Origin of the sequence: Cyclobacterium xiamenense, assembly GCF_042140265.1 — a bacterium.
GTDB lineage: Bacteria > Bacteroidota > Bacteroidia > Cytophagales > Cyclobacteriaceae > Cyclobacterium > Cyclobacterium xiamenense_A.
In genome coordinates this window covers 1,420,045-1,445,986 of the sequence record NZ_CP159481.1, presented here as the reverse complement: position 1 = coordinate 1,445,986, position 25,942 = coordinate 1,420,045, and the positions used below count along the sequence as shown (strand labels likewise).

Below are 25,942 nucleotides of genomic sequence, written 5' to 3'. Positions count from 1 at the left end.
ATGTATGAATTTTAGCTTCGCTCATTTAGAAAGTTTCAGCAAACGTATTCTTGAAAAAATTGGCTGTACCGAAGAGGACGCCAGCACTGCGGCCCGCGTGCTGTTGTCGGCCGATATCAGGGGTGTGGATTCCCACGGGGTGGCCCGTCTTTCGGGCTACGTCCGGCTCTGGGAAGCCAATCGAATCAATCCGCGTCCAAACCTGCGCATCGTACACGAAACACCCAGTACTGCGGTAGTCGACGGAGACGGAGGTCTGGGCCTGGTGGTTGCACCTTTTGCCATGCAAGTGGCCATTGATAAGGCAAAAACAGCTGGGACTGGATGGGTTTCGGTGAAGAATTCGAACCACTACGGAATCGCCGGGGTTCATGCCATGGAAGCGCTAAAGCACGACATGATTGGAATTTCCCTAACGAATGCCAGCCCGCTGGTGAGCCCCACATTTTCGAAAGAACGCATGCTGGGCACGAATCCCATTGCCGTTGCTATTCCTGCAGACAAACAACCCCCTTTTGTGCTCGATATGGCGACAACCACCGCCGCCAACGGAAAATTGGAAATACTTCAACGGAAACAACAGGAAGCACCCCTGGGATGGATCCAGGATCGGGAAGGGAAACCGACAACCAGCCCGCTTGGCGTCAAAAACGGGGGCGCCTTGTTGCCGTTGGGCGGCGATCGGGAACACGGGTCTCATAAAGGATACGGACTTGGGTCGGTGGTGGACATCTTTTCGGCAGTACTTTCCGGAGCGAACTATGGTCCCTGGGTTCCGCCTTTTGTGGCCTTTCTGGAACCGCACCCCCATCCGGTCGGAGAAGGACTTGGCCATTTCTTTGGCGCCATGCGCATCGATGCCTTTCGACCGGCCGAGGAATTCAAAACCCACATGGATCAATGGATCGGAAGATTCCGGCAAGCCCAGCCGGTAGCGGGTCAGCAGCAGGTGCTGATTCCGGGAGACCCGGAACGGGAACTGGAAAAACAACGCATGCAGGAAGGTATTCCCCTCCTGGAACCGGTAGTGGCTGACCTGAAGGCACTGGGAGAAAAATTTGATGTGGAATGGATCGCCTGAGAAATCCCTCGCCCAGGAGTAGCCTTCAGCCACTCGCTTCCTCCGCGGCTCCCTCGAATTCAACTCGACGGATCAGAGACAGGCGTTATTTCAAGAGCATCGGTCGGATCGTCTGTCTCCTGGGCCGCGCCGATGGCGCTTTTGTTCCGCTAGAAAAAATTTCTCAACGATGAAGTCTGGGGCCTTTTTTAAAACCCTCGGACCCGGAATCTTATTTGCCAGCACGGCAATCGGCGTTTCCCATCTCGTGCAGAGCACGCGCGCCGGCGCGGAATTCGGTTTTGCGTTGGTAGGTTTTATCATCGCTGCCAACCTGTTTAAATGGCCCACATTTGAATTTGGTTCCCGGTACGCCTCCGCTACCGGGCGATCCCTGATCGACGGGTACTACCTCCTGCACCCTGGCTTCCTTAAAATGTACCTGGGCATCAATTTACTTTCCATGTTTTTTGTAAATGCCGCCGTTACCTATGTTGCGGCCGGTTTTTTGCAGTTTCTTTTCGGAATTGAGGTCCCCGGTGCATATTATTACCTCCCTTCGTTGATCCTACTTGCCTTTACGTTTTCTTTTCTGGCACTGGGCCGCTATGCGCTGCTGGATGCTGGCATCAAAGTTATTGGTACATTTATGCTCCTCAGTACCTTGCTGGCCTTTTTTATTGCGCTTTTCAGAGGGCCCGAAAATCCGTTGGTGATGCAGCCTCTGACCGACTTACTACGTCCGGCTACCTTACCGTTTATTATCGCTCTCATGGGATGGATGCCGTCCGCTATCGACTCCTCGACCTGGAACAGCTTGTGGACAACGGAGCGTATCAAGCAAAGCGGCTACCGGCCAACGGTAAAGGAAACCGTCTTTGAATTCAACCTTGGCTATTGGGTTTCTGCGACGCTCTCCATTTGTTTTGTAGTAATGGGGGCTTTTCTTCTTTTCGGAAATGAACGCACGCTTCCCAATGACAACGTGGGTTTTGCTTCTGGAGTAGTGAGCCTGTATGCAGCCAACTTGGGGGCATGGACCTTTCCGATCATTGCAGCCGCAGGCTTCACGATCATGTTGGGTACCTGCATTGGTGTGATGGATGGTTACGCCCGATCGACGGCGAGAGCGGTGGCGATTTTACGAAACAAACCCGAAAGCCGAAGCCAGTACCTCTTCTGGATTGGACTGATCGGACTGGGCGGATTTGTTACCATCCGCTTCTTTATGACCTCTTTTACCGAATTGATCAACCTTGCGACTATTATCTCTTTTTTAATCGCTCCCGTCATTGCCTATCTCAATTACCGGCTGGTTTTTAGCGAACACCTCTTGACAAACCAACGTCCGGGCCGAATCACGCATGTGATTTCACTGATGGGGATTGGATTTCTTACGCTGTTTTCGTTGGGCATGGGCGGGTACTACCTTTTCTATTGATATTCCTTAAAATCCCCTGAGGGGTAGGGCATCCCGCAACCATTGAAAAAAACGTAGCTTTGAATAAAAAAAGCCTGCTCCCCGGAAAATCCAGGAAGCAGGCTTTTACTATTTTTTCTAGCTTGGGCGGACATTAATTATTTACTAATATATCCGCACTTAAGTTATTGGTGTTTCCAGCAGGTGGGCTGGCATATCCCCTGGCCACGATGGTGTACACGCCACCGGACCGTAGATTTAGATCCGGAATGGACAACACTTCTTCGCCAGTATCTGCCAGGTTGACTTGATAGGACTGCAACCCACTGTCTACGGTAACAAAGGAAGTAGCACCCAGGTATCCCTGATCTTCAATCAACACTGTCTCTCCCTCACCTTCTTCTGATCGAACCACGTTTACATCCGGAGCGTCAGGCGATAAATGTACAAACCGCACCGCAGCTTCTCCCGGCGCAGGAGCCATTTCCTCATCTTCCACCAGCATCGCTTTTATATTGTCGTATTCGTTGATGTAAAAGAGTGAGTACGCCGCTCCTGTTTCAAAGGTGAAAGTTGTATCTACCACTACATTGGATGCACTTACGGGACTTACCCGCATGGTGCGTTCTCCCGCGTAAAAGTTAAGGTAATTCGTGTAATCCGCATACCTGAGCGGATAATAGTTGATCCGTCCGTTCTCCATCAATATGTCAAGTGAGGGTGCATTCGGAGAAGCGTGGTACAAGCCCACGTAAGAAATCTCCGGCAGCGGCACTACCTCATCGTCTGTATCACAGGAAGAAATTACTCCGACAAAGAGCCCAAGCATAATAATTGGTAGAAATCTGAATTTTTCTATCATTTTTCTTATTTCTACTACTAACATAACATTAATTAAATTTAATTTTATCAATTTATTCACTAACAGGTATACTAGCGACAATCACCGTGCCAACCAGCCCCAGCTACAAAAGGGATTGTAGTTTCCCGAGATTCAATCGGGAGCAAGTACCGATTTTTCAAGACAATCAGGCAGTACCTTTCCGGCACCGCCTGATTCAAGTGTCAAAAAAACCTTCCGCAGGTCTTTTTTTCGTCACCGGCGCTGGTTTACCAACATTTCAGATTGGATGGCGCAGGAACATCAAACCGCAAGAATCAGAACTATTTATTTAACTTCTCGGTTGTACGGGTATACAAACGAACCAAAAAAGTCAATACATTATGGATTTAACAAAAAAAGCAAAAGTAGAATTAGAAGATCGAATTGACAAAATAGAAGATTTTATCGCCTCGAAAGGCCTTGGTGCGAGCTACCTTAAAAAAGCTCAGCGAACACAACGCGATATCAACCTGGCACTGCTCCTTGTAGGTGTTGTCACAGCCGCCGGTATTGCCGTTTGGGCGAATGGTAAAAAGAACTGATACAAAACACAATCAACTACCAGTTTTCGTCCACCTCGCGCCAAGCCTGCGGTGGACGAACTTTTTTCCTCCGCTCGCCAATCTTTTTTCTGAATTGCCTTACAGCTCCTTTTTCATCTGCTTCATTGCCTGAATGAGTATCAACGGCAAAAAGCTGGCCCCCACAATCAACGCCCAAACCCTGCCCTCCATTTGTTGAAAGGACAGCACCTCGCTGACTTCTGGCGTGAAATATGCCAGCGCCAGCAGGCTCATGCAAAACACCAGGGCCATCCAAATGTACTTGTTTCGCGTCACCTGATTGAAAAACACGTTTTCCTTTCCTTCCCGCATGTTGAATACGTGCAGCAGCTGGGCAAAAGCCAGACTGAAAAAAGCCACATTATTGCTAATTTCCTCTGGCAAGCCCCAAACAGCATGGGCAAAGAAATAGGCCCCGGAAATACTGGCCGTAAGTACGAGTGCGTAGACGACAATCAGCATCCAGTGCTCACGTGTCAAAAGTGGTTCCCGGGGGTCTTTTGGGGGAACGCTCATCACGTCTGCATTGCCTTCCCCCACACCCAGAGCCAGGGCAGGAAATACATCGGAGAGGATGTTTAGGAAAAGTAGCTGCAAAGGCAGCAAGGGTAAGGTAAAGAGGCTGAAGCTCACCAGTGCGATAATCAGGATTTCGCTTAGGTGATACGACAATTGGTACATGATAAATTTCCGAATATTGCCAAAAATCACACGCCCTTGCTCGATTGCTTTCACGATGGACCCAAAGGCATCGTCTTTCAACACCATGTCCGATACTTCCTGTGCTACCTGGGTGCCTCTTTTGCCCATGGCAATCCCAATATTGGCTTTTTTTAATGCCGGTGCGTCGTTGATTCCATCCCCCGTCATGCCCACAATTTCTCCCTGATCCTGAAAGTATTTGATCAGATTTAGTTTTTGCGAAGGATCTACCCTGGAAAAAATGCGTACCGCTGCGAGCTCATCACTGCCTGCTCCGTCGAGTTTTGCATTCAGGTGTTTTCCCGACATGGCCAGCGCCACCTCGTCCGCTTGCTCATCGATTAAGTTCACCTTCTCTCCTATGTTTCGAGCTGTGCCCGGGTGGTCACCGGTCACCATCACCACCCGGATTCCTGCCTTCGCGCAGGTATCCATAGCGGTTGACACTTCCAACCGGGGCGGATCGACGAATCCAACCAAGCCAATAAAAATCATGTCTCGTAAAAAATCCTCCGCTTGCTCTCCCTCGGGTAACCGATCGATTACTTTGTACCCAAAGGCCAGCACCCGTAGGCCTTCGTCGGACAACTGATCGTTCCTGTCGGACCAATGAGATTTTTCTTCCTCCGACAACGCTTTCACTTCTCCGTCTACCAAAATTTTCCCGGACCGATCCAGAAAGGCATGGGCGGCTCCTTTTCCTGCTACATAGTACGATTCCTCCTCTTTGTACACGGCTCCCATGACCATGGCCTCGGAATCAAAGGGATCGTGCAACTCCCTCGGTAATTCTCTCAAACGTTCGAATCGGGACGAATCAACACTTTTGGAAAAATGGAGCAAGGCAAGTTCCAGGGGGTCGCCCAGGCCGGCTCCCGCTTGCGGTTCCGATTCGGGATCCAGCTCAGAAGTGGATGGCTTCACGCTTTCTTGCAACGACTCATCGCCCCCTTCCCTCCCTTCCTTGGCCAACTGTGCATCGTTTGCCAAAACAGCGACCTTAAAAAGGTGCTGAAAATTCCTGTTTTCCCCGGGTTTATCCAGTCCCGATACCACGACTTCCCCATTGGCTGACCAGTCGATTGCCAATCGCGTATCCGTTGGAAATACCAGGGTGCTTGCGGTCAGTTGATTTTTGGTGAGGGTACCGGTTTTATCGGTAAAAATGACGGTGGTCTCTCCCAGCGTTTCCACTGCCTCCAGCTTTTTTACAATGACGTTCTTTTTTGCCAACCTCAGCATGCCACGAGCCAGGGCAATGCTCGCCACAATGGGAAGTCCTTCCGGAATGGCGGCAATGGTCCAGGCAATCGAGGTTTGAATGAGTTCGTAAATTTCCTTACCTGCTACCCATCCCGCGACCAGAAAGGCCAGCGCGAGGCCCAGGGTCACGTAAATCAGGTTCTTCGTCAACCGGTTTAATTTCTTGTTTAGAGGCGTACTGTCCTTCTCCTCCTCCCCGACAAGTGCCGAAATCGTCCCCAATTCGGTCTGCATCCCGGTACCGTACACGGCGGCTTTACCGGTACCAGTGGTGACGGCAGTACCTTTAAACAGGATATTGGTTCGGTCGGCCACTTGTTTTTCATCCGCTATTGTCTCCGGTGTTTTGGCCACCGGTACGGACTCTCCGGTGAGGGGAGATTCGTCTAGTCCCAGTTCCGTGGCCGCGAGCAATCTGGCATCTGCTGCCACCAGGTCACCCGATTCCACCAGCAGAATATCCCCGGGAACAATTGCCTCCGCATCAATGGTCTTTTTCTCGCCGTTACGCAGGACATTGGCCTGAATCTTGTCTATCGCCTTCAATGCCTCCATCGACTTCCGGGCCTTAAACTCCATCCAGAAACCAATAAATGTATTGATCAGCAGTACCACCAGGATGGCAATGCCCTCTGCGATATCTCCAAAAACAAAGGCCAGTAAAGCTGCCGCAGACAAAAGGTAGATAACCGGATTCATCACCTGCGCGAGCAGCAGCTGCCAGACACTTTCCTTTTTCCGATCCTCCAGGATATTCGTCCCGAATTTCTTTCTCCGTTTTTCTACCTCCTTATCGGACAGGCCTTCTTCCGGATCCACCTCCAATGCCCGCAGGACATCCTGGGCGGATTGCAGGTAGGGATCGTTTACGATACTGTTGGATGCAGATGCTTTTTTCATGGTACGTATCGGGTTTTATTAGCCACTCTAACCTTGGTTATTCGTTGAGCAAAAACTCTCTGACTTCACCCAGTTTGAACGTATGGATTTTGCCTTGAACGCCTATGTTTACTTCATTTTTCCAGCCGGTCTCAAAAGTGATCAGTAGTTTTTTGTTATCCAGGGAGACAGCGATCCAATGGCGTCTGTACTGCACCCGCAGGGATATTTTCTTCAGGTGGTCCAATAAGGGCGGATCGATCCACAAGGCGTCCTCTCCTACTTCCAGCCCAAGAAAGGCCCGCTGCACCAAATCCAGGGATCCAGCCATGGCACCCAGGTGAATGCCTTCGGGCGTAGTGCCGCCCTGTATGTCTTCAAAATCACTGACCAGCACGGTCTCAAAATTATCCCAGGACTGCTGCTGATCGTATTTCAACAAAATCCAGGAAAATACTACCCGGCTCAAGGTAGACCCGTGAGAGGTCCGGTCCCGGTAATAGGCAATGTTTTTTGATACCAATTCCTCGGAATAGTCAAGTCCAAGGTTGTCAAAAATCCGCTCCATTTCCGTTTTTGTAAACAGGTAGAAGAGCATCAGCACATCCGCCTGTTTACTGGCCTTGTAGCGATTGGGGCTATCTCCCTCACTTTCCAGTACCCGGTCCAGCCGGTGAATGTCTTTGTACTTTTCCCGGTATCCTTCCCAGGGAAATTCCTCCAGCTTTTCGTACCCTTCAAACTGGGCGATAATGTATTTGTCCAGAAAGGGTACGTACATTTTTCTGCTGATTTCTTTCCATAAATCCAGGTCGGTTTCGGTGATTTGTAGTTCCTTCATCAGCTCCCTGCGCCTGCTCTTCTCGATCAAGTCCAGTATATGGAGTGCTTTCTGCAGCACCCATGCGGCCATCACATTGGTATAGGCATTGTTATTTAATCCCAGCTGTTCGGAATCGGGATAGGAGGTATGGTATTCGTCCGGACCTACCACGCCGTGAATTTCGTATCGGTCTTTTTCTTGGTTATGTGTGGTCATGCTCGCCCAAAAGAGTGCGATGCTCAAAAACATCTCCGCCCCAAAAAAGGAAAGAAATTGTTGGTCCTCCGTTGTGAGGTAATAGTTCCAGATATTGTAGGCAATGGCTGAATTGATATGCCGTTGCAGGTGGGTATTATCGGGGATCCAATTTCCGGATTTCGGGTTCAGGTGTACCACCTGTGTTTCTTCCCGGCCATTGCTGCCACTTTGCCAGGGATACATGGCCCCTCGTTTTCCCACTTCCGCAGCGGCAAACCGGGCCTCTTCCAGCCGATAATACCGGTACATCAGCAAGCTGCGGGTTATATCCGGAAAACGCAGGTTTAAAAATGGAAAAATGTATACCTCGTCCCAAAAAATATGTCCCCGGTAGCCCTCTCCATGCAAGCCCCGGGAGGGCACACCCACATCCATGCCGATGGTATTGTAGGAAACCGCTTGGAGCAAATGAAAAACATGCAGGCGAAGCAGTTGTTGATTGCGGTCTCCGTTGATCACCCCGATATCAGCACGGTTCCAAAGCTTTCGAACGGCCTCTGCGTGCCGTACACAAATCTCCTCAAAACGACCCGCACGTCCCACCGACTTTTTCGCTTCGATTTCCGGGTGACTAATGGCCCGGTCCCTGCTTGAATAGATGCCCACCACCTTTTCCAGGGTATAGGAGGTCCCCTCCTTCACCTCTATCCGCAACAACTGTTCGATGTACCCCTCCCGTTGGTTGGTGCCTATTAAAGGAGTCAGTTGGCGCTCAGCCTGATAAAGGGACGTTCGCGCAGCCTGCGCCATCAGTATCTGAGATTGCCGGGTTTCGGCCAATAGAAAAATAGCATTGTCACCGATTTTTTCTGTCGCAGCGGGCTTTAAATGCCGACTCTCCAGGGCTCGGTATCGGGGAACATTGTCGTTGATCACGTTTCCATCCAGGGCGGAACATATCTCCAGGCTGCCGCTCCAGTTTTCAGGCGTCAGCGACCATTGGATGGCCGCGATGTGCTTGTCCCGCATGCTGACGATCCGCCTGCTGACGAGCGCCGTCCGTCTCCCTGTCCGATCTTCGACACGAAACTCGCGGATCAGTGTTCCTGACCTCATATCCAGCTTTTGCTCGTAATCCAGTACTTTTTGGGTGCTGAGGTTAAGCCATTCACCCCTTTCCGGCCTGAAATTCAGGCAAAGCCAATTCGGGAAATTTACAAAATCTTCGTTCTCAATTATTTTTCCGGAAACCTCCGTTCTGGCTCGGTTAAACCCTCCGGCCAGGTAAGTGCCCGGGTAATTGAACTCGTCGGCCCGACTTTCTTCTGCCGCTCCCCGGGTAGCGATGTACCCGTTTCCCAGGGTGCAAAGGGCCTCTCTGAGTTTTTGCTTTTTGGGCTTCCACCCTTCGTAACGTATGCTAAAATTATCCTTCATGTTCACTAAGTACCTTTTTTCGTTCGATTCGGATTTCACTTGCTCCCCTGTACTACTTCGGGTCGGGCGCTTGCCAGCGGTGCAATCGCGCCAAAAATTCGTAGACTTCCTCGGTATCGTTCAGCCGGTAGTTTGCATGGGTTTTTTCCCCATGCGTACCAACCAGGATACCGGTTCCCCGCAGGTCTCTGAGGGCATCTTCATCCGTAATGTCGTCGCCGATAAAAATGGGCTGGTAACGCGATCGCGCCAGGTCCAGTTTATCCAATAGCCAATTCAAAGCATGTCCTTTGTGCCAGTCCAGGTTCGGCTTGATTTCCAGAATTTTTTTCCCTTTGCCTACTTTTAACTGCTCCCTACCTTCCAATACTTCCCGGACTGCCTGCTTTAATTCCTTCACCCGGGTTTTTTCCACCCTACGGTAGTGCACAGCAATGGCGTATTTCTTCCGCTCCACTTCGCAGCCCTCGATCCGTTGGATCTGCTTTTTTACCGCTTTTTCTACCTCGTCCAATTGCGGTAAGATCTCCTGTCCGGGCGCGTATTGCATTTCCAGGCCATGGGGTCCGGATATCTCAAAACCGTGGCTTCCGGCATAGATCAATTGGTCCAGCCTGACTTTTGACCGCAGATCAGCTAATCCCCTGCCGCTGATGATGGCCACCGTAAACTGCTCCGCCAGATCTGCGAGCACTTGCCGATGGCCGTCTGTCAATATAGCCGCATCAGGGTCATCCACGATGGGCGTGAGCGTGCCGTCGTAATCAAAAAATAAAACCGGTTTTTTGTCCCCTATTTCACTAAAAATCTGCTGCATGCCCTCAAGTGCATGCGGGAGTGAGTCGGGTAGTTGTACCCTGCTAGTTGTTTCCATGTCGATAGCTATTTCTGTAAGTTGTTTGACTATTTGGTCTGCTCCTGCGTGTAGGAGTCCCTCGGCTTCTCCGTTTCGGGCAACGCCAATGACAAGGGAAAAATGACCCCGTTTTGCAGCCTTAACTCCGGCAATAGCATCCTCCACGACCAGGGTATGCTCCGGACTAGCGCGTAGTTCCTGCATGGCTCTGAGAAATACGTCCGGTGCCGGTTTGCCGGGAAGCTGCTCCCTGCGGGCCGTCTCCCCGTCTACCCGGACGTCGAACCAATGCAGCAGATCTGCCGATTCCAAAATCTTCCGGCAGTTTTGGCTTGCAGAGATGACCGCCAGCTTGACCCCTTTTTTCTTCCACGTTTTCAGCATTTCCAGCGTATCCGGAAATACGTCCACTCCCTCCTTTTCCACCAATTCCAAAAAAAAGGCGTTTTTCCGTTTGCCCAGACCGACTACGGACTCCGCTTCCGGCCCGTCATCGGGATCGCCTTCCGGCAGATGCAGGTTACGGGATTGAAGAAAAGTACGCACCCCGTCAAGCCTGGATATACCATCTATGTACTGTTTGTAATCCCCGGGGAGATCCAGGGGAGGCTGTTGCTTGCCGGGAAGTTTTTCCAAATAGGCATCAAACATTTGTTTCCAGGCCTGGGCATGAAGCCTGGCACTATCGGTGATCACGCCATCCATATCCAGGATGATGGCTTCGATGGTAGGTTTTAATTTTTCTGACATCTGGCTGGTACGATTGGTGCTGAGGGTGCAAAATGGGTTACTAGAAGTGCTTCCCGGAGAAAGGCCAGGTACGACGAACACATTCCTGCAAGGACAATTAGCGAGTCAGGCAATGGTGAGCTCCTTGCTTGGGGACACGTCCTGGACGAGCTGCAATAGCTTCAGCCCTCCCTCCATGGGGCCTTGGAAGGCCCTTCTACCCGTAATTTGTTTGTTGGATCCCTGCGATCCAACAAATAGCCCACATTGGTTCCGAGTAATTCGTGTATGCGATCAAATCCAGTGTGCATTGGCAAACGGGTTTGTGGTTACAAAAGGAAAAAGTAGCATTCTCGGGTGAAAATAACAACCGGAACTGCGTTAACTGGATACATTTATTGTACCAAAGTGCTTGAATGAGTTTATTTTGGCCAAAAATATAAAATTCCGTCGAAAAACCGGGAAAATCTCCTTTTTAGAGGGCGGCCGTATTGCTTTTTTTCCGGGCATCTCTTCCCTAGCCGATAAGATCCGATGGGCTGCACCCATCGCTGGATGATGGCGCCCTTTCAGGGCTAAAATTAGGCAATTGGAGTTAGGCACCAGACCCGATTACTAACCGAATCCCTGAACGCTATCTAGCAACGAATACTGTCTCTGTAGAAAACTCCGAGCGCTGAAAGCGCAAAATACCCCGGCACAGGGTAGAGCCCGGTGGAAAAATAGATAGTCGGGTTCCTAGCCCTATAGGGGCGAAACATTTTCGTCAATCCCCATGCCAGAGTACAAGAACATATCCCGCCCCTACAGGGCTACTAAAACAACGATGACATTGACACGATAAGCCACACCCATCACCGGGAGATGGCGCCTTATTAGGGCTAAAATTAGGTGGGTTAGGCGTACAACAAGGAAAATAGATAGCAGAGCAAACCTGGAGATGCTGCCGGTCTGCCGACCCAATCGCTCGCTAATGCAGGACCTTGTCAAACTCCACCTCCTGCGCGGCCAATACAAATACGATGGTCGGTAAGGCCTTGGTTTTTTCTTTCAAAGCGGTGTAGTATACCTCAAAATCTCCTTCCAGTTCGGGGACAGCCAGACCGATCAGCACCAAATCGCTTTCGGAAGATTCCTCACGCAGGATCTCCCAGAAATCTCTCCCTTCAGCCACCAATACCTGGTAGCTAAAACCGGTTCGCATGCCGGAAAAGATGGCATCCAGGTTTTTTCGTGCCCCGGCTGAGGCTTCGGTATTGGGCACGACCATTTTTACGTTGACCGTCGCCTGCTGCCATTCCCGGCTGTTTTTGAGCAGGTAGGCCAAAATGATCATCAGACTGCCATTCCGCTTCATCCCCCCCCACCAAACATCGATCACCCGCTTCTTTTTAAACCCTCTGTTGTTGTCGTCTTTGACAATGATCACGTTTTTTCTGGATTTGTAGAAATGCCGGATCATTTCGGAATAGGCGTTCAGGTGGGCGGCTTCCCGGGTATCGCCCAACAAGACGGTATTCGGTACCAACTGCCCGAGTCCATAGGCGTTTACCAATTGGGTGGAACCAATAAAGGGATCGGGGGCACGCAGCACCCGAACCAGCGCCTGCACGTTTTTATTGCTTAGAAAATCCGTAATTTGCCCCTCGTAATCTTTGACTTTCTCCTGAGGCACGTTCGTCTCCGAAACAATGGTACTTACCGTAAACAGTGCATTGCCGTTGGTAATGTCATTGGCCAGCTCGATCAGCCGCCAACGCTTCGCCGGGGAACCCGACAGCACCAGGATATTCGGGCGCCAGCTTTTCGCATCGCCCTCTTTTTCGAGACGCAGCAGTGCGTACCGGATGATGGAAGAAAGCAGCCCCCTACCCAGACCACCCCAGGTGCTTTTGATTTTTCTTCGTTTCAGCCAGATAAAGATCATCCCAATCACCAAAAAGGCGGCAACGGTAGCCAAGGCATTGATCAGAAACATGACCGCTGCACATCCGACGGCTCCCAATACGGAGAAAAACCAATGCACCTTAAATTTCGGGCGGAACGAAGGACTCTTGAGAAAAGTTTCGATACCAGCCGTAACGTTGAGTACTGCATAAGTCGTAAGAAAGAACATAGTCAGTATCGGCGCGATCAGGTTGAGATTACCAAAGTAAACGGTAACGAAGGTAAGCCCGATGGTAAAGACCGTGGCCGCACGGGGGATTTTCTCTTTCCCCGAAACCCGGGTAAATATCCGCGACCATCCGGGCAACAGCTTATCGTTGGACAGGGCCTGCAAGACCCTCGGCGCGCCCAGCAAACTCCCGGTGGCACTGGACAACGTGGCCCCCCAGACGCCCAATAGAATTGCCCCACCCCATAGGGCGATCCGCTCCATGATCAGAGGCTCGGCCACCAGGGTACTTGCATCTACCCGCGCTGCGAGGATGATCGGAAGTACCATGTAAATGACATAGCCCACTCCTACCGCCAGAAAGGTCCCTCTCGGAATGGAACGGGCAGGATCTTTCAAGTCCCCGGACATGTTCACTCCGGTCATAATCCCGGTTACTGCCGGAAAAAAAATGGCAAACACCTGCCAGAAACTCACCGACTGGGAGGCAGGCACGCCCCACAATTCGATGTGGGAATCTTCCAGCGGACTGCCCAAGAGCAGCGATACCAGCGATAGCGCAATCAAACCCAGGATAATGTACTGTGCTTTGATGGTCGCCTGCGTGGAAAACAAAGCGAGCGCACCCAGTGCCCCTGTGGTTACCAACCCGATCCACCGGGCGTCCAGGGCAGGAAAGATAGCCGTCAAACTTTCCGAAAAACCGATGATGTACAAGGAAACGGAAAAGGCCTGGGCCAGGTACAGGGGAATGCCCACTGCCCCCCCGATTTCCGCACCCAGGGACCTGCTGATTAGGAAATACGCTCCTCCGCCCTTTACCGGGGCATTGGTAGCCACTGCGGCAATGGACAGGGAGGTGAGAAAGGTGATCGAGGTCGACAGCGTAACGATCAATAAGGTGCCAATCAGGCCCACGTTTCCAACGACCCATCCAAATCGGAGGTACATGATCACGCCCAGAATGGTCAGCAGGGAAGGCGTAAATACGCCTCCAAACGTTCCTAATTTCGATTGCTTTTTCTTCGGTTTTGTTTTTCCTGCCATATTGCCTGATTTATTAGCGAGCGCGCGAAGGGAAATCGCTTTCAAATTGCCAAAATAAGTAAATAAATACGGGGATTTCTCAACAATCTGGTAATTTGCTCGCTACCGACGCGAGGCAGCCGGTGGAGAAGGTGATCGGTGTACAATTACTTTTTCCCGGCAATTCCTGCCATCGAACGCAGGTATCACTCCTCGCCGCCGGATCCATTTTCCCGGCTCAGCCAGAGCAACCAGTCTGCCTGTGGCTTGAACGGCATATTTCCTGCTTCCATCCATCCCTCGTGCCAAACCTGCCGCGGAAGGCCGGTGCTATATAGTTCTCCCATGGCCGGATCGAACCAATGCAAGCGGTAGGCTCCGGCGGGCACCTTCATTCGGCCTTTCCCTCCTTCCGGCAGGTACAACAGGTAGTCCCCTGAATTAGCCGACATCACCCAGCCGCCGCCAACCTCGGATGACTCCATGGGTTTCATTTCGTTAAAGGGTAGATGATTATCCACGAAAAAGCGCCTTGCCCGATCCATGGTTTTCCAATAGGACTCGTACAAGCGGTAATCCTCTATCGTCAGGTCCCTACCCTTACCTACATATAGCGCCGCACCTGCCGCACCGCCCATCAAGGCGGCCCAGAGGGAGTGTTTTCGCCAGGTGTCCAGATCAGGAAACTCCGGGTTGGTATAAGGCTCGTCGTAACTCACCACCCAGGGATGTCCCCAGCGGTCCGAAGCTTCCCGCCAGTGACGAATGCGCTCGTAGCCGTACAAGGGATTTTCAAAGTTTCCCTGGTAACTAATGCCGGTGTAGGCGGGGTGTCCCAGCAGCTCTTCAAAAATCGCATCCGTATTGGAGGGCCCGTTATGAACGACGATCAATTCCTCATAAGGCAGTAGCTCCCGCAAATAGGCCGCAAATTCTTTGCGTTGTTGCCCATTGATCGCCTTCCCGTAGGTTGGCTCTTTTTCCCAGCCGCTTTCCTCGCCAATATTCCAGGTAACCGCCTGCAGGTAGCCAAATCGGGCGGCCATCTCGCGGTAATACACCTTGCGGCTGTCGGCAAATACGCCCCCTTCCTTCGTCTCGAAATAGGATTGGTTTTCTTGTTCGGAAAGCACCAACTGTGGCATCACGCCTGCTTCCATCATGTGGTCAAAGACCACTTGCCACTGATCCAGCTTGGATACATCGTATTCGTAAAAGGAATCCGGTCCGGTCCAGGGATAGGCCTTTTTCCCATCCCCGTAGGCATTCATCAGCAGGAAGTAATGCGCGTTGATCCCTTGCTCCTTCAAATAATTGACGATACCGATGATTGCTTTGCCCTTTCCCCCCTGCCATACCGGGTCGCCTTCTGTCCAATCCTTTAGATGTGCCGAATAGCTTCGCTCCGAATCCGTGCCGTCAAAATCGGCGTATTCCAAAAACACCTCCGGGGAATTTGCGCCCATTTTTAAAAAATAATCACCATCGGTAAACCGGAGAAACGGACCGCCGGCATACTGAAGTTTCCCTTTGCCCAGAAATCCGGCTGCTGCTTCATCTGCTGGCAAAACCCGAAAAGTACCGCTATTTTCTTGTAGAGCAGGGGACTGACCCTTTTCAACAGAAGGAATAATGGCTAGCCCATCGCCCCGATAAAAGCGAACCCGATAGGTCCATTCCCCGGGAACCAGGGGCACCAGATGCGCCCGCCATACGTTTCCTGCGGTAGCACTACTCTCTCCAGCCCTCCCGTCGGCTGCAAAATACCCCGGCACCAACATCTGCTGTCCAGTCGGATCGGTGAATGCTACTTCCATGCGGAAATTCAGAAACGTTTCCTTGGCTTCGGTCCGGTACGGCCCTTCCCAGGAAAAGGTGAGTTTTTGGCGAGCCTTCCTGCTTCCTTCCATGCGTGCCTGTTGTGCGAACGCTTCGGAATACAATAGAACCAGAGGTAAAACAAGGGATAGGTAACGCATATCGGTGTCAGGTTTTGGACCCAAGGTACGCAATTCCCAAAAAATCACCAACGGCTTCTCCGGGGAAGTCCGGAAGCCGGCGGAACCTCCTATCTTTCGGTAGCGGATTGAATGAATTCCCTCACGATTGATTGTATTTTACTGTTTATTTATTAAATTCATTCATTCATACACCAAATAACAATATAACCTATGGAAAAGTACCTCGGAAAATTTGCTCCCCAATTGTATGCCCTGTTACGAATCGTGGCGGGATTTAGCTTCGCCATGCACGGTTCCCAGAAACTAATCGGCTGGCCCGGAGGCGAGGAACCCAAAGAGTTGTTCTCCATGATAGGCTTCGCCGGCGTGGTGGAATTGGTGGGAGGGATTCTCATCATGATCGGCCTGATCGGTAGTATCGCCGCCTTTATCTCGAGCGGCCAGATGGCAGTGGCTTTCTTTATGGTACATGCCCCGCAAGGGTGGAATCCCCTGCTCAATGGGGGCGAAAAAGCACTCCTTTTCTGTTTCATTTTTCTATTCATTGCCGCCAAAGGTTCGGGCATTTGGAGTGTGGACGGAGAGAAAACACCCGCTACCAACTGATCGAATCTGCTTTTCGCACAAACCCAGCCTAGGGAGGACCACTACCCCGCCTCCCCTGCTATCCGGACTGTCCGCAGGTAATTGCCCCCCTATTTTTAAAGCTATGCGGGCAGTCCGGAACTTACAGGAGCCCGACCCGGACCACCACATGGCGCTCGGCGACCTGCCACCTACGTGACGATGACATTCCGGATCCCTCCAAAACCCGATCTCGGATTTTTCGCCTGTGAAACCATTACGCTTTTTCATTCATCTATATCACAAAATTTCCAGGTAATTGGTATTCACAAAATTATTGATTACATTAATTCGATTAGTTAGAATTTATGCATTTTCTGCATAAAAGTAGTATACACGTTCATTACCCAAAATAAACCAAAAAGCACATGTGTAAGAATCACGGAGTAGCCTATGTAGCACCCGGCAAAGTAGAGGTCCGGGAAATCGATTATCCAAAATTGGCCCTCGGAGACCGTAAATGCCATCACGGGGTCATTCTAAAAATCGTTTCTACCAATATTTGCGGTAGCGACCAGCACATGGTACGGGGAAGGACCACCGCCCCGGAAGGCCTGATTCTGGGCCATGAAATTACCGGACTCGTTATCGAAGCTGGACGGGACGTGGAGTTCATCAACGAAGGAGACCTGGTATCGGTGCCATTCAACATCGCCTGTGGACGCTGCCGCAACTGCAAGGAAGGCAAAACGGGTATTTGCCTGAACGTAAATCCTGCCCGACCGGGCGCTGCCTACGGGTACGTAGACATGGGTGGCTGGGTCGGCGGCCAATCGGAATACGTCATGGTACCCTATGCTGATTTCAATCTGCTCAAATTTCCGGACAAGGAACAGGCCATGGAAAAGATACGGGATCTCACGCTGCTTTCCGATATATTCCCGACCGGCTATCACGGCGCAGTGACCGCCGGTGTGGGTCCAGGGTCCATCGTCTATATAGCGGGTGCAGGTCCGGTAGGACTGGCCTGTGCCGCTTCCTGCCATTTGCTTGGCGCCGCCGTGGTCATTGTAGGGGACATGATTCCCGAACGTCTGGCCCAGGCCAAAAGCTTTGGCTGCGAAACCATCGACCTGAGAAACAAAACTCCGCTAGCCGATGCCATCGCCGAAATCGTAGGCGTGCCGGAAGTAGACTGTGCCGTGGATTGCGTGGGATTCGAAGCAAAAGGCCATGGGGTAGACGCCGATAAAGAAGCACCCGCCACCGTACTGAATTCCGTGATGGACATTACCCGTGCCGGCGGAAGCATTGGCATTCCCGGCCTGTACGTAACCGGTGATCCGGGAGGCATTGACGCCGCCGCCAAAAAGGGGAGTTTAAGCATCCGCCTCGGACTTGGCTGGGCAAAATCGCACTCCTTCCATACCGGGCAATGCCCCGTGATGAAATACCACCGGCAACTGATGCAGGCCATCCTCTACGATAAAGTGCAGATCGCCAAAGCCGTAAACGTGCAGGTAATATCCTTGCAGGAATCCGTTCAGGGATACAAGGACTTTGACGGGGGCGCAGCCAAAAAGTTCGTGATCGATCCCCATGGACTGATCCCAAATTGATTCCATCACCTACCGGGTCGCATTGGGCTTGGTAGGTTTTTTATCTTCTTTTGACAGACCGCGTAGGTCCGATTCAACCGATTTCTTCGATCCGGGTCTACTACCCCAAGAGCCGGTACGTTCTCCGAAGCGGTATGCTATGCATTCATTTTTACCCAAATTTCTTTATTTTAGCAGGACAACTGATCGACCAAAAATTATGAAGATACGATTTCATCTAACCCACCTGACGCTAGTGGCACTTGCATTGTTTGCATGCGAAAATAAGGGGGTGAAAAATGAAAAACTCAATGTGCTGTTTATTGCCGTGGACGATTTACGTCCCGAACTGGGTTGTTACGGTGTGGATTATGTACACACACCGAACATCGACAAATTGGCTTCCGAGGGACGTGTTTTTTTCAACCATTTTGTCCACGATGCCGCATGCGGTCCATCCCGGTCTACCTTGCTATCCGGCACACGGACCTTGAACTGGGACATTTTCAAAGACATCCGGGAATCGGGAGTAAAACCAGCAAGCATTTTCTCCATGCCCCAGCTCTTTAAGGAAAACGGGTACCGCACCGTGGACATCGGTAAGATTTCGCACCAGCCGGGTGGCGTGATGGATTCGCTGCAAACCCAACACGAGGTTCCCTTTAGTTGGGACGAATCCTTTGCACCTGTGGGTGAATGGAGAGAACCCTGGAGTGCCTTTTTCTCCTATGCCGGAGGAAAGGCGCGAACGAGTTACTACGGCCGGCCAACCAATCGTAGCCTACCTCCTTTCGAAGCGGCAGATCTGGACGACGAGGGCTACGCCGATGGACACAACGCAGCAGCAGCTATCCAACAATTGCGGCAACTCAAGGATTCCACGTTTTTTCTGGCGGTAGGATTCTACAAACCCCACCTCCCCTTTAATGCTCCCAAACGCTACTGGGACTTGTACGATCCCCAAAAAATACCCGCTTCCAGCTACCCGGGCCCACCGGAAAATGTTTCCTCCGATGTGAGCTTGCACTACGGTAGGGACAGCTACGAACCAAGGGGAGCCTACACCTGGCCAGGAGATACCCTGGGCTGGGAAATCACACCGGAGCGAGAAAATACCCTCAAACACGGCTATCTGGCTGCGGTCAGCTACGTCGATGCACAGATTGGTAAAGTCCTCGATGAATTGACCCGACTGGGACTGGATGAAAACACCATTGTGGTTTTGTGGGGAGACCATGGCTGGCACCTGGGTGATTACGGCATTTGGGGCAAACACACCAATTTCGACATCGCCCTCAACAGTCCACTCATCGTCCGGCAACCCGGGATGAATCAACCCGGTACGGCGGCTAACGGGATGGTCGAGACCGTGGATATTTTCCCCACACTTGCTGAACTCTGCGGGATTGCAGCACCCGACCACCTGGAAGGGACAAGTTTCAAAGCTGCTTTGGATAATCCGGAAGCCCCGCTCAAGGAGTTCGTAGTAGGAGAACGGGATGCCTGGGGGGTACTTGGAAAAACGGTACGCACCCCGGATCACCGATTGATGGTATGGATGGACAAAGCGAGTGGGGACACCCTGGAAATCAATCTGTTTGCTAACCAAGAGCAACCCATGCCCCACCAAAACATCCGGGAGGACCACCCGCTACTTGTCAAAGAACTGAAGAAAAAACTCGAGGCCGTGGAGCAGGAAAAGTCGGAATTTTTCTCAGCGTTATAAAAGGGTTCAGATCTATTCCAACAACGATGGATCACCCAACTTCCCCATAAACAGGACGACGCCGCTGTGCTTGTCCTGGATCAGGAAAACGAAGGGTTTGTCCAGACGAAAGACGTTTGGCTGACGCGGCGGACCAACCGACGTTAATTCGATTTCTACCACCGTAGCCGCTGCCGCTTCGCTTCCCTGCTCGTCCACCTCGATCAACGCATCGTGGATCACCCGGCTGATAAACATAGGTTCGGTGGGATGGGAAAACAATCGGGTAAAGTTCATCGGACTGGGATCAAAGGGTTTTTTCAGGCCCATGGCGATCAGGTGTTCCTTCATTTGTTCCATTTTATAGCGCATCTTGAATTTGGGTAGCTGTAGGATAAAATTGGCTTCAAAAGCCTGCTCCCGCCAATTTTCCAAATCCTCGTAGGAAAACTCCTGCAGCTTTTCGTCCAGATCAAATTCGTCCGAGGTAATTACGCCCATGCTATACTGTCCCGTGCTGTAGGGGATCTCTAGGTAGTCTAAATCCCCGTCGCTGAAATACCGAAAGGTAGCCGGCTCCTCCATCTGCATCATGTCTACCTGCACTTCCTGCTGGGGATTGACGTAAAAAGGAGCCTTTTCGGTATTGGAAGCATTGAAACGGTATTTCCAATCGGCCTTGAAATAGATGGCATTGACCAGGTACATGGCCGCGAGGGGAGAAATTTGGTCCAGCATGTCCTTGATCAGCCCTTCGGTATTGGCTTCGATCCAGTTGTTGATCACATCGACCGATTGGGGGTTGCTCATGTCCAACCCTGCCACCTCTGCACCGAAGCTATTGCGAACGGTTTCTTCAAACTCCGGGTGAATAGTAAAACCCTGCCGGTACCAAATCGCATTGGCGATGGAAAGCCGGACTTTCGGATCCAGTTCCAGTAAAAAGTTGGTCAGGGATTGGGCTGCCTGGTTGGCCTGTTCCAGACTCATCCCTTCGTAGCGCAAAACCCGGGTAAATTCCTCCAACACCTCTCCTTCGTTGCCATTCATAGCCATGGAGAGTGCCTGATGGATGCTGTAGGGGCTGTAAAACTGATTCACGTCTTCGGATTTCTGTAGCTGATGGAACAGATCCATTGCAAAACGAGAACTGGACAGGACCATTTCCTGTTCTGCTGCCTGCAGCGCCCGTAGGTTGGGTACTGCGGGTTCCTCTTCGCTCCCTCCGGTCCAATCACAGGCGTTCAACGCCAAGGTCGCACACAAAACACCGATCAAGTACTGTTTCCTTTTCATACAGGTTAGGTTTTTTTCTATTGACCTTACGTAAAAATGCCTTCAAACGCTACATAGCCGGATACTTTTTTTCGCAACTTTTCTGGAACGCCGGGCAATGCCTTTCGAGGCGTTTTTGATTCCCTCATCCGGGAGGCATTATCGAATGTCTACCCGGGCGCCTTTTGGCCGTCCCTAGTATTCCTTTTGGGAAATTTGAATGGAAGCTACTCCTTCTTTTCACCGCATGGCATTTGGATTTTTCAGGATTTATTAGAAGATTATACAAAATTTATCCAAAATAACCCATGCAACGAAGACAGTTTTTAAAACTGGGTTCCCTGGGGACCATGGCCGCCTTGTCTGGCCTTCCCTTTTCATCCCATGCCCGCTCCGATTATACCATCAAAAAAATCCGCTACTACGCGGCTCCCGGCTACAACAAACCGCTATTTAATCAGGCTAGAGGTATCGTAGAGGTGGAGACCGATTCGGGCTTAATTGGGATAGGAGAAGGCGGTACCCCTGATATGGTGCGGCAATGCGCCGAAATGCTGCTTGGAGAAGATCCCTTCCGTATCGAACACCTCTGGCAATACCTGTACCGAGGCATGTTCTACCCACCGGGAAAAGAAAAACTGCACGGGCTGGGTGCCATTGAAATGGCCCTTTGGGACCTGAAAGGCAAGGCCCTGGACGTTCCCGTCTACGAACTTCTGGGCGGCAAGACCCGAAATTACGTGGAATGCTACGCTACTGGTTTTCGAAATTCTACCGCCAGCACCATGGAAGGACGGGCCCTGGACTGCCTGGAGGCGGGACTCAGGTGCTACCGCATCGGTCCTACCGGAGGAAACGGTGACCTGCCCTTTGATTTTTACGAGCATAGCAAAAAAACCATCGCCCTCTGCGAGCAGCTGGACAAAGCGGTAGGAGGAAACGGCAACTGGGCGGTAGACCTGCATACCCGGTTTGATACCCCGGAAGCGATCAAAATCTGCGATGCCCTGGAGGAATTGGAGCCCTATTTTGTGGAAGACATCATCCGATCCGAAAACCCGGAGGTGTACCGGACCATCCGAAATCAGACCAAGGTGCCCATCGCGGTTGGCGAACAGTTTGGAGACCGCTGGGACAGCAATGTGCTGATGGAGAACCACCTGATCGATTACAGCCGGGTAACCCTTCCCAATACGGGCGGCATTACCGAACTGAAAAAAATCATCGCCATTGGAGAAACACACTATGTAGGCATTATCCCCCATTTTACCGGTCCCCTTTCCACGGCTGCGCTGGTACACGTGCTAGGCTCCTCCAGTCCTACCCGTTGCATGATCGAACTCGCAGGCGGGGAGCCCGAAAAACCGGCTTATTTTAATGAAGACTTTATCGACTTCAGAGAGGGAAAGGTGCACCTGAATGACCGTCCGGGATTAGGGGTGGTATTTGATCGGGAAAAAGCCGATTTCCTGTTTGAAATCACCAAAAACACCGAATTTACCCATCCCTTCCTGAAAAGTCCGGATGGAGCCATTCATAACTGGTAAGCCCCACACCTTCCAAAAACCATCAACCGAAAAATAAACCATCACATGAAACCCAAACCCAAAAAAAGCAAAAAAAACGGCAGCCGGCCGCTATCCCGAAGGAAGGCCATACAGTCGGTGCTGGGACTGGCCGGAACCGGTCTCCTGCTACCGCTTTCCTCCTATGCCGAACAACCCGCCCCCCAAACTTTGCGGAAAAACGAGGTACGGATCACCAAATTGGAAACCTTTCTGGTCAAACCCCGATGGATATTTCTAAAAATCCATACCGATGCAGGCGTCACCGGGCTGGGAGAACCTTTGCTGGAAGGAAGGGCGCTAACCATTCAGACCGCCATCAAGGAAATCGAACCCTACCTGATTGGCAAAGATCCCAGGCAGGTAGTACATCACTGGCAGGCCATCTACCGGCATGCCTTTTACCGGGGCGGACCCATCCTTACTTCGGCCCTAAGCGGCATTGACCAGGCGCTTTGGGATATCAAGGGTAAATTGCTGGGAATTCCTGTCTATGAACTTTTCGGTGGCCCCACGCGGGACCGGGTGCGGATTTACGGGAGGGCCAGCAACGCCGAAGACATGCAAAAACGCAAGCAAGAGGGCTATACCGTTATCAAAACCGGAGTTGCCAAAAAACTGCCCGCCCGGATGGTGGAAAACCCCGCCTTTATCGACTACGCGGTAGAAAACTTCGCTTCGCTGAGGGAAGCCGGTGGCCCGGAAATGGATATAGGCATTGATTTTCACGGGGCCATTTCTCCCCAAACTGCCAAAGTGCTGATCAAAGAACTGGAACCCTATCAGCCCATGTTTATCGAGGAACCATGTCAGGCCCAGAACGTGGATGTACTGGTAGATATCGCCCGAAGCACCCATTTACCCATAGCGACAGGTGAACGAATATTCACCAAATGGGGATTCAGGGAATTACTGGAGAAAGGGGCGGCCAGTATATTGCAACCTGATCTTTGTCATGCCGGCGGACTGACCGAAGGCCGATTGATCGCCGGAATGGCCGAGGCCTACTATGCCGCCATCGCTCCCCATAACCCCATGGGCCCCATTTCCCTGGCCTCTGGCCTTCAGTTGGCGGCCAGCATTCCCAACTTTCTGGTGCAGGAGCAAGTCTCTCTGGGCGAAGGCTACTTGAAAAACCCCTTTCGGCTGGAGACCGACGGCACTGTATTACTGCCCGAGGGACCCGGACTGGGCATCGAATTGGACGAAGCGGCGCTGGCCGACAAAATTGGACACGACTGGACCAACCCCGAAACCTACGATCCCCGAGATGGATCGGTGGTGGATTGGTAAGTAAAAAGGAAAATAGGCGTAACTGACAAAAAAACTCAATACCATCATGACACCAAAAAAGACAACGCGGAGAAAACTACTCAAAGGACTCGGACTGGGCGCAGCCGCGGGACTACTGGGCATGCATCCCCAGGCACATGCACGAAATGAAAGCGTAACACCCGCCTCGCTAAACGGGCTTCCCCCATTAAAAATTACCAACGTGAGGGCGATCGGAACGGCCCCCAGTGGATCAAATCTCATCGTGGTCAAGGTGGAAACCTCCGAACCCGGTCTGTATGGCCTGGGCTGCGCCACCTTCACCCAACGGGCCTTTGCAGTGATCACGGCCATAGAAAAATACCTGCAGGACTTTTGCGTGGGAAAAGACGTGGATACCATCGAGGACATGTGGCAATCGGCCTTTGTGAGTTCCTACTGGCGCAACGGCCCGGTCCTGAACAACGCCATCAGCGGACTGGATCAGGCACTTTGGGACATCAAAGGCAAGCGAGCCAACATGCCCGTGTATCAACTATTGGGTGGAAAATGCCGCTTTGCGGTTCCTTGCTATACCCATGCCAGCGGCAATACGCCGGAGGCGGCAGCCGATCAGGTATCCGGTTACATGGAGGAAGGCTACCGCTACGTGCGCATCCAACAAGGTGGTTACGGTGGAACCGCCCTCACCGGGGAGCCCGACTTCAAAAAACAAGGCTATGGCAGGGAAACCGATCAATACATGGATCAGGGAAAATACATCCGGGACGTACCAAAACTTTTCGAGACCGTACGCCGGCAGTGCGGAGAATCGGTGGAATTGCTCCACGATATTCACGAGCGACTGGAACCCATGGATGCCATACGGGTGGTCAAAAGTACCGAACCCTACCACCCGTTTTTTATCGAGGACCCCTTCTCTCCGGAACAAATGGAATGGTTTCAGGCCTTGAGGGAAGCCACTACCGTACCTCTGGCCATGGGCGAACTCTTTAACAATATCAACGAATTCAAAGAACCCATTACCAACCGGATGTTTGATTATATCCGTATCCACATCTCCCAAATCGGAGGCATCAGTCCAGCCATGAAAGTAGCCCGCCTGGGAGAATTCTACGGAGTAAAAACCGCCTGGCATGGCCCGGGAGATGTATCACCTGTGGGGCATGCCGCCAATGCGCACATTGACCTGGCGGTATGGAATTTTGGCATCCAGGAAGCAGCTCGGATTTCCGACCTGTCGCGGGAAATCTTCCCTGGTTCACCTACCATGAAAGACGGGTACATGTGGGTAAACGAAGCTCCCGGACTGGGTGTGGACATCAACGAGGACCTGGCCAAAAAATACCCCATGCATACCCGATCCAACTGGACCGTACGAAAATTTGACGGGACGATTATACGGCCTTAGGCTAGCCTTCGATAGGTTGACGAGGAGATTGAAAGGGAAATTGGGCTTCGGCGGGGTTAGGCTTCAGATTGAGGGGAGATTGATAGGGAGATTGATAGGAGATTGAAAGGGAGATTGAAAGGGAGATTGGTAGGAGATTGAAAGGGAGATTGAAAGGGAGATTGGCCATTTTTCAATCTTATTCAATCTCTTTTCTTCAATCTATTCAATCTCTTTCAATCATTCTTTCTTCAATCTTAAATCCAATTAGGATGGAAAAAAGCAATTGGGTCAACTATAAAATCGAAATCAGGGAGCGGCTTAGGCGATTTGCACTTGGAATAGTGGCCTTGTCCGAAAAATTTCCAAAAACAACCCGGGCTAATGTGGTCAATTACCAGGTGACAAAATCCGGAACCTCCATGTATGCCAATTACAGGGCAGCAATGAGAGCCCGATCCAAGGCGGAGTTTTTCAGTAAACTAAGCATTGTCATAGAGGAAACGGACGAAACCGAAATGTGGCTTGACCTGGTGATTACATCCGGCATTTTAATCGAAAGAGAGGTGACCGATCTTCACAAAGAAAGCCTAGTACTGCTAAAAATTCTCTCCCATATGCGTAAAAACGTTTCCGCCAGGTGATGGGAATAATTTG

18 protein-coding genes are annotated in these 25,942 nt (G+C 51.4%); 10 read left to right on the top strand and 8 right to left on the bottom strand.

Annotated features, from left to right (window positions below; translation table 11 throughout):
* Positions 1 to 4 precede the first annotated feature (4 nt).
* On the top strand, positions 5 to 1,081 hold the full coding sequence (locus ABWH99_RS06190) for an Ldh family oxidoreductase (RefSeq protein WP_375585422.1): 1,077 nt from the start codon (positions 5 to 7) through the stop codon (positions 1,079 to 1,081).
* A 169-nt stretch (positions 1,082 to 1,250) separates the two neighbouring features.
* On the top strand, positions 1,251 to 2,501 hold the full coding sequence (locus ABWH99_RS06185) for an NRAMP family divalent metal transporter (protein ID WP_375585421.1): 1,251 nt from the start codon (positions 1,251 to 1,253) through the stop codon (positions 2,499 to 2,501).
* 133 nt (positions 2,502 to 2,634) lie between these two features.
* On the opposite strand, the gene ABWH99_RS06180 is transcribed toward ABWH99_RS06185, so the two are convergent.
* The gene (locus tag ABWH99_RS06180; RefSeq protein WP_375585420.1) at positions 2,635 to 3,366 is read right to left on the bottom strand and encodes a DUF4397 domain-containing protein; all 732 of its coding nucleotides are present in this window, start codon (positions 3,364 to 3,366) and stop codon (positions 2,635 to 2,637) included.
* A gap of 338 nt (positions 3,367 to 3,704) precedes the next feature.
* On the opposite strand from ABWH99_RS06180, the gene ABWH99_RS06175 reads away from it, so the two are divergent.
* Entirely contained in the window at positions 3,705 to 3,905 is a 201-nt protein-coding gene (locus ABWH99_RS06175) for a hypothetical protein (protein WP_375585419.1), read from the top strand.
* A gap of 99 nt (positions 3,906 to 4,004) precedes the next feature.
* Here ABWH99_RS06175 and ABWH99_RS06170 read toward each other — a convergent pair whose 3' ends face one another.
* The 6 genes from ABWH99_RS06170 to ABWH99_RS06145 all read right to left on the bottom strand — a co-directional run bounded on the left by ABWH99_RS06170 (position 4,005) and on the right by ABWH99_RS06145 (position 15,934).
* Positions 4,005 to 6,791 carry a cation-translocating P-type ATPase gene (locus ABWH99_RS06170; protein WP_375585418.1) on the bottom strand — a complete coding sequence of 929 codons (2,787 nt, stop codon included), beginning with the start codon at positions 6,789 to 6,791 and terminating at the stop codon, positions 4,005 to 4,007.
* Between the two features lie 37 nt (positions 6,792 to 6,828).
* On the bottom strand, positions 6,829 to 9,228 hold the full coding sequence (locus ABWH99_RS06165) for a glycoside hydrolase family 65 protein (protein WP_375585417.1): 2,400 nt from the start codon (positions 9,226 to 9,228) through the stop codon (positions 6,829 to 6,831).
* Between the two features lie 52 nt (positions 9,229 to 9,280).
* Positions 9,281 to 10,834, bottom strand: a complete 1,554-nt coding sequence (otsB, locus tag ABWH99_RS06160) for a trehalose-phosphatase (protein WP_375585416.1) — start codon at positions 10,832 to 10,834, stop codon at positions 9,281 to 9,283.
* Between the two features lie 161 nt (positions 10,835 to 10,995).
* Entirely contained in the window at positions 10,996 to 11,124 is a 129-nt protein-coding gene (locus ABWH99_RS06155) for a hypothetical protein (protein WP_375585415.1), read from the bottom strand.
* Between the two features lie 659 nt (positions 11,125 to 11,783).
* A complete protein-coding gene (locus ABWH99_RS06150) occupies positions 11,784 to 13,976 on the bottom strand; it encodes a Na-K-Cl cotransporter (protein ID WP_375585414.1) in 2,193 nt (730 codons plus the stop codon).
* 185 nt (positions 13,977 to 14,161) lie between these two features.
* Positions 14,162 to 15,934 carry a DUF5060 domain-containing protein gene (locus ABWH99_RS06145; protein ID WP_375585413.1) on the bottom strand — a complete coding sequence of 591 codons (1,773 nt, stop codon included), beginning with the start codon at positions 15,932 to 15,934 and terminating at the stop codon, positions 14,162 to 14,164.
* A 192-nt stretch (positions 15,935 to 16,126) separates the two neighbouring features.
* On the opposite strand from ABWH99_RS06145, the gene ABWH99_RS06140 reads away from it, so the two are divergent.
* The 3 genes from ABWH99_RS06140 (at position 16,127) to ABWH99_RS06130 (ending at position 19,804) form a co-directional block, all read left to right on the top strand.
* Positions 16,127 to 16,522, top strand: coding sequence for a DoxX family protein (locus ABWH99_RS06140; RefSeq protein WP_375585412.1), 396 nt, complete (start codon positions 16,127 to 16,129; stop codon positions 16,520 to 16,522).
* Between the two features lie 386 nt (positions 16,523 to 16,908).
* A complete protein-coding gene (fdhA, locus tag ABWH99_RS06135; RefSeq protein WP_375585411.1) occupies positions 16,909 to 18,099 on the top strand; it encodes a formaldehyde dehydrogenase, glutathione-independent in 1,191 nt (396 codons plus the stop codon).
* Between the two features lie 199 nt (positions 18,100 to 18,298).
* A complete protein-coding gene (locus ABWH99_RS06130; RefSeq protein WP_375585410.1) occupies positions 18,299 to 19,804 on the top strand; it encodes a sulfatase in 1,506 nt (501 codons plus the stop codon).
* Positions 19,805 to 19,816: 12 nt separating this feature from the next.
* Here the strand turns inward: ABWH99_RS06130 and ABWH99_RS06125 are convergent, their stop codons facing one another.
* A complete protein-coding gene (locus ABWH99_RS06125) occupies positions 19,817 to 21,079 on the bottom strand; it encodes a serpin family protein (protein ID WP_375585409.1) in 1,263 nt (420 codons plus the stop codon).
* 287 nt (positions 21,080 to 21,366) lie between these two features.
* On the opposite strand from ABWH99_RS06125, the gene ABWH99_RS06120 reads away from it, so the two are divergent.
* The 4 genes from ABWH99_RS06120 (at position 21,367) to ABWH99_RS06105 (ending at position 25,929) form a co-directional block, all read left to right on the top strand.
* On the top strand, positions 21,367 to 22,605 hold the full coding sequence (locus ABWH99_RS06120; RefSeq protein ID WP_375585408.1) for a mandelate racemase/muconate lactonizing enzyme family protein: 1,239 nt from the start codon (positions 21,367 to 21,369) through the stop codon (positions 22,603 to 22,605).
* Between the two features lie 45 nt (positions 22,606 to 22,650).
* Positions 22,651 to 23,916: a galactonate dehydratase gene (gene dgoD, locus ABWH99_RS06115; RefSeq protein ID WP_375585407.1), complete on the top strand. Its 1,266-nt coding sequence runs from the start codon at positions 22,651 to 22,653 to the stop codon at positions 23,914 to 23,916.
* A gap of 46 nt (positions 23,917 to 23,962) precedes the next feature.
* Positions 23,963 to 25,306 (top strand): enolase C-terminal domain-like protein, encoded by a 1,344-nt coding sequence (locus tag ABWH99_RS06110; protein ID WP_375585406.1) that lies wholly within the window; start codon positions 23,963 to 23,965, stop codon positions 25,304 to 25,306.
* Between the two features lie 251 nt (positions 25,307 to 25,557).
* Entirely contained in the window at positions 25,558 to 25,929 is a 372-nt protein-coding gene (locus tag ABWH99_RS06105) for a four helix bundle protein (protein WP_375585405.1), read from the top strand.
* Positions 25,930 to 25,942: the final 13 nt, after the last annotated feature.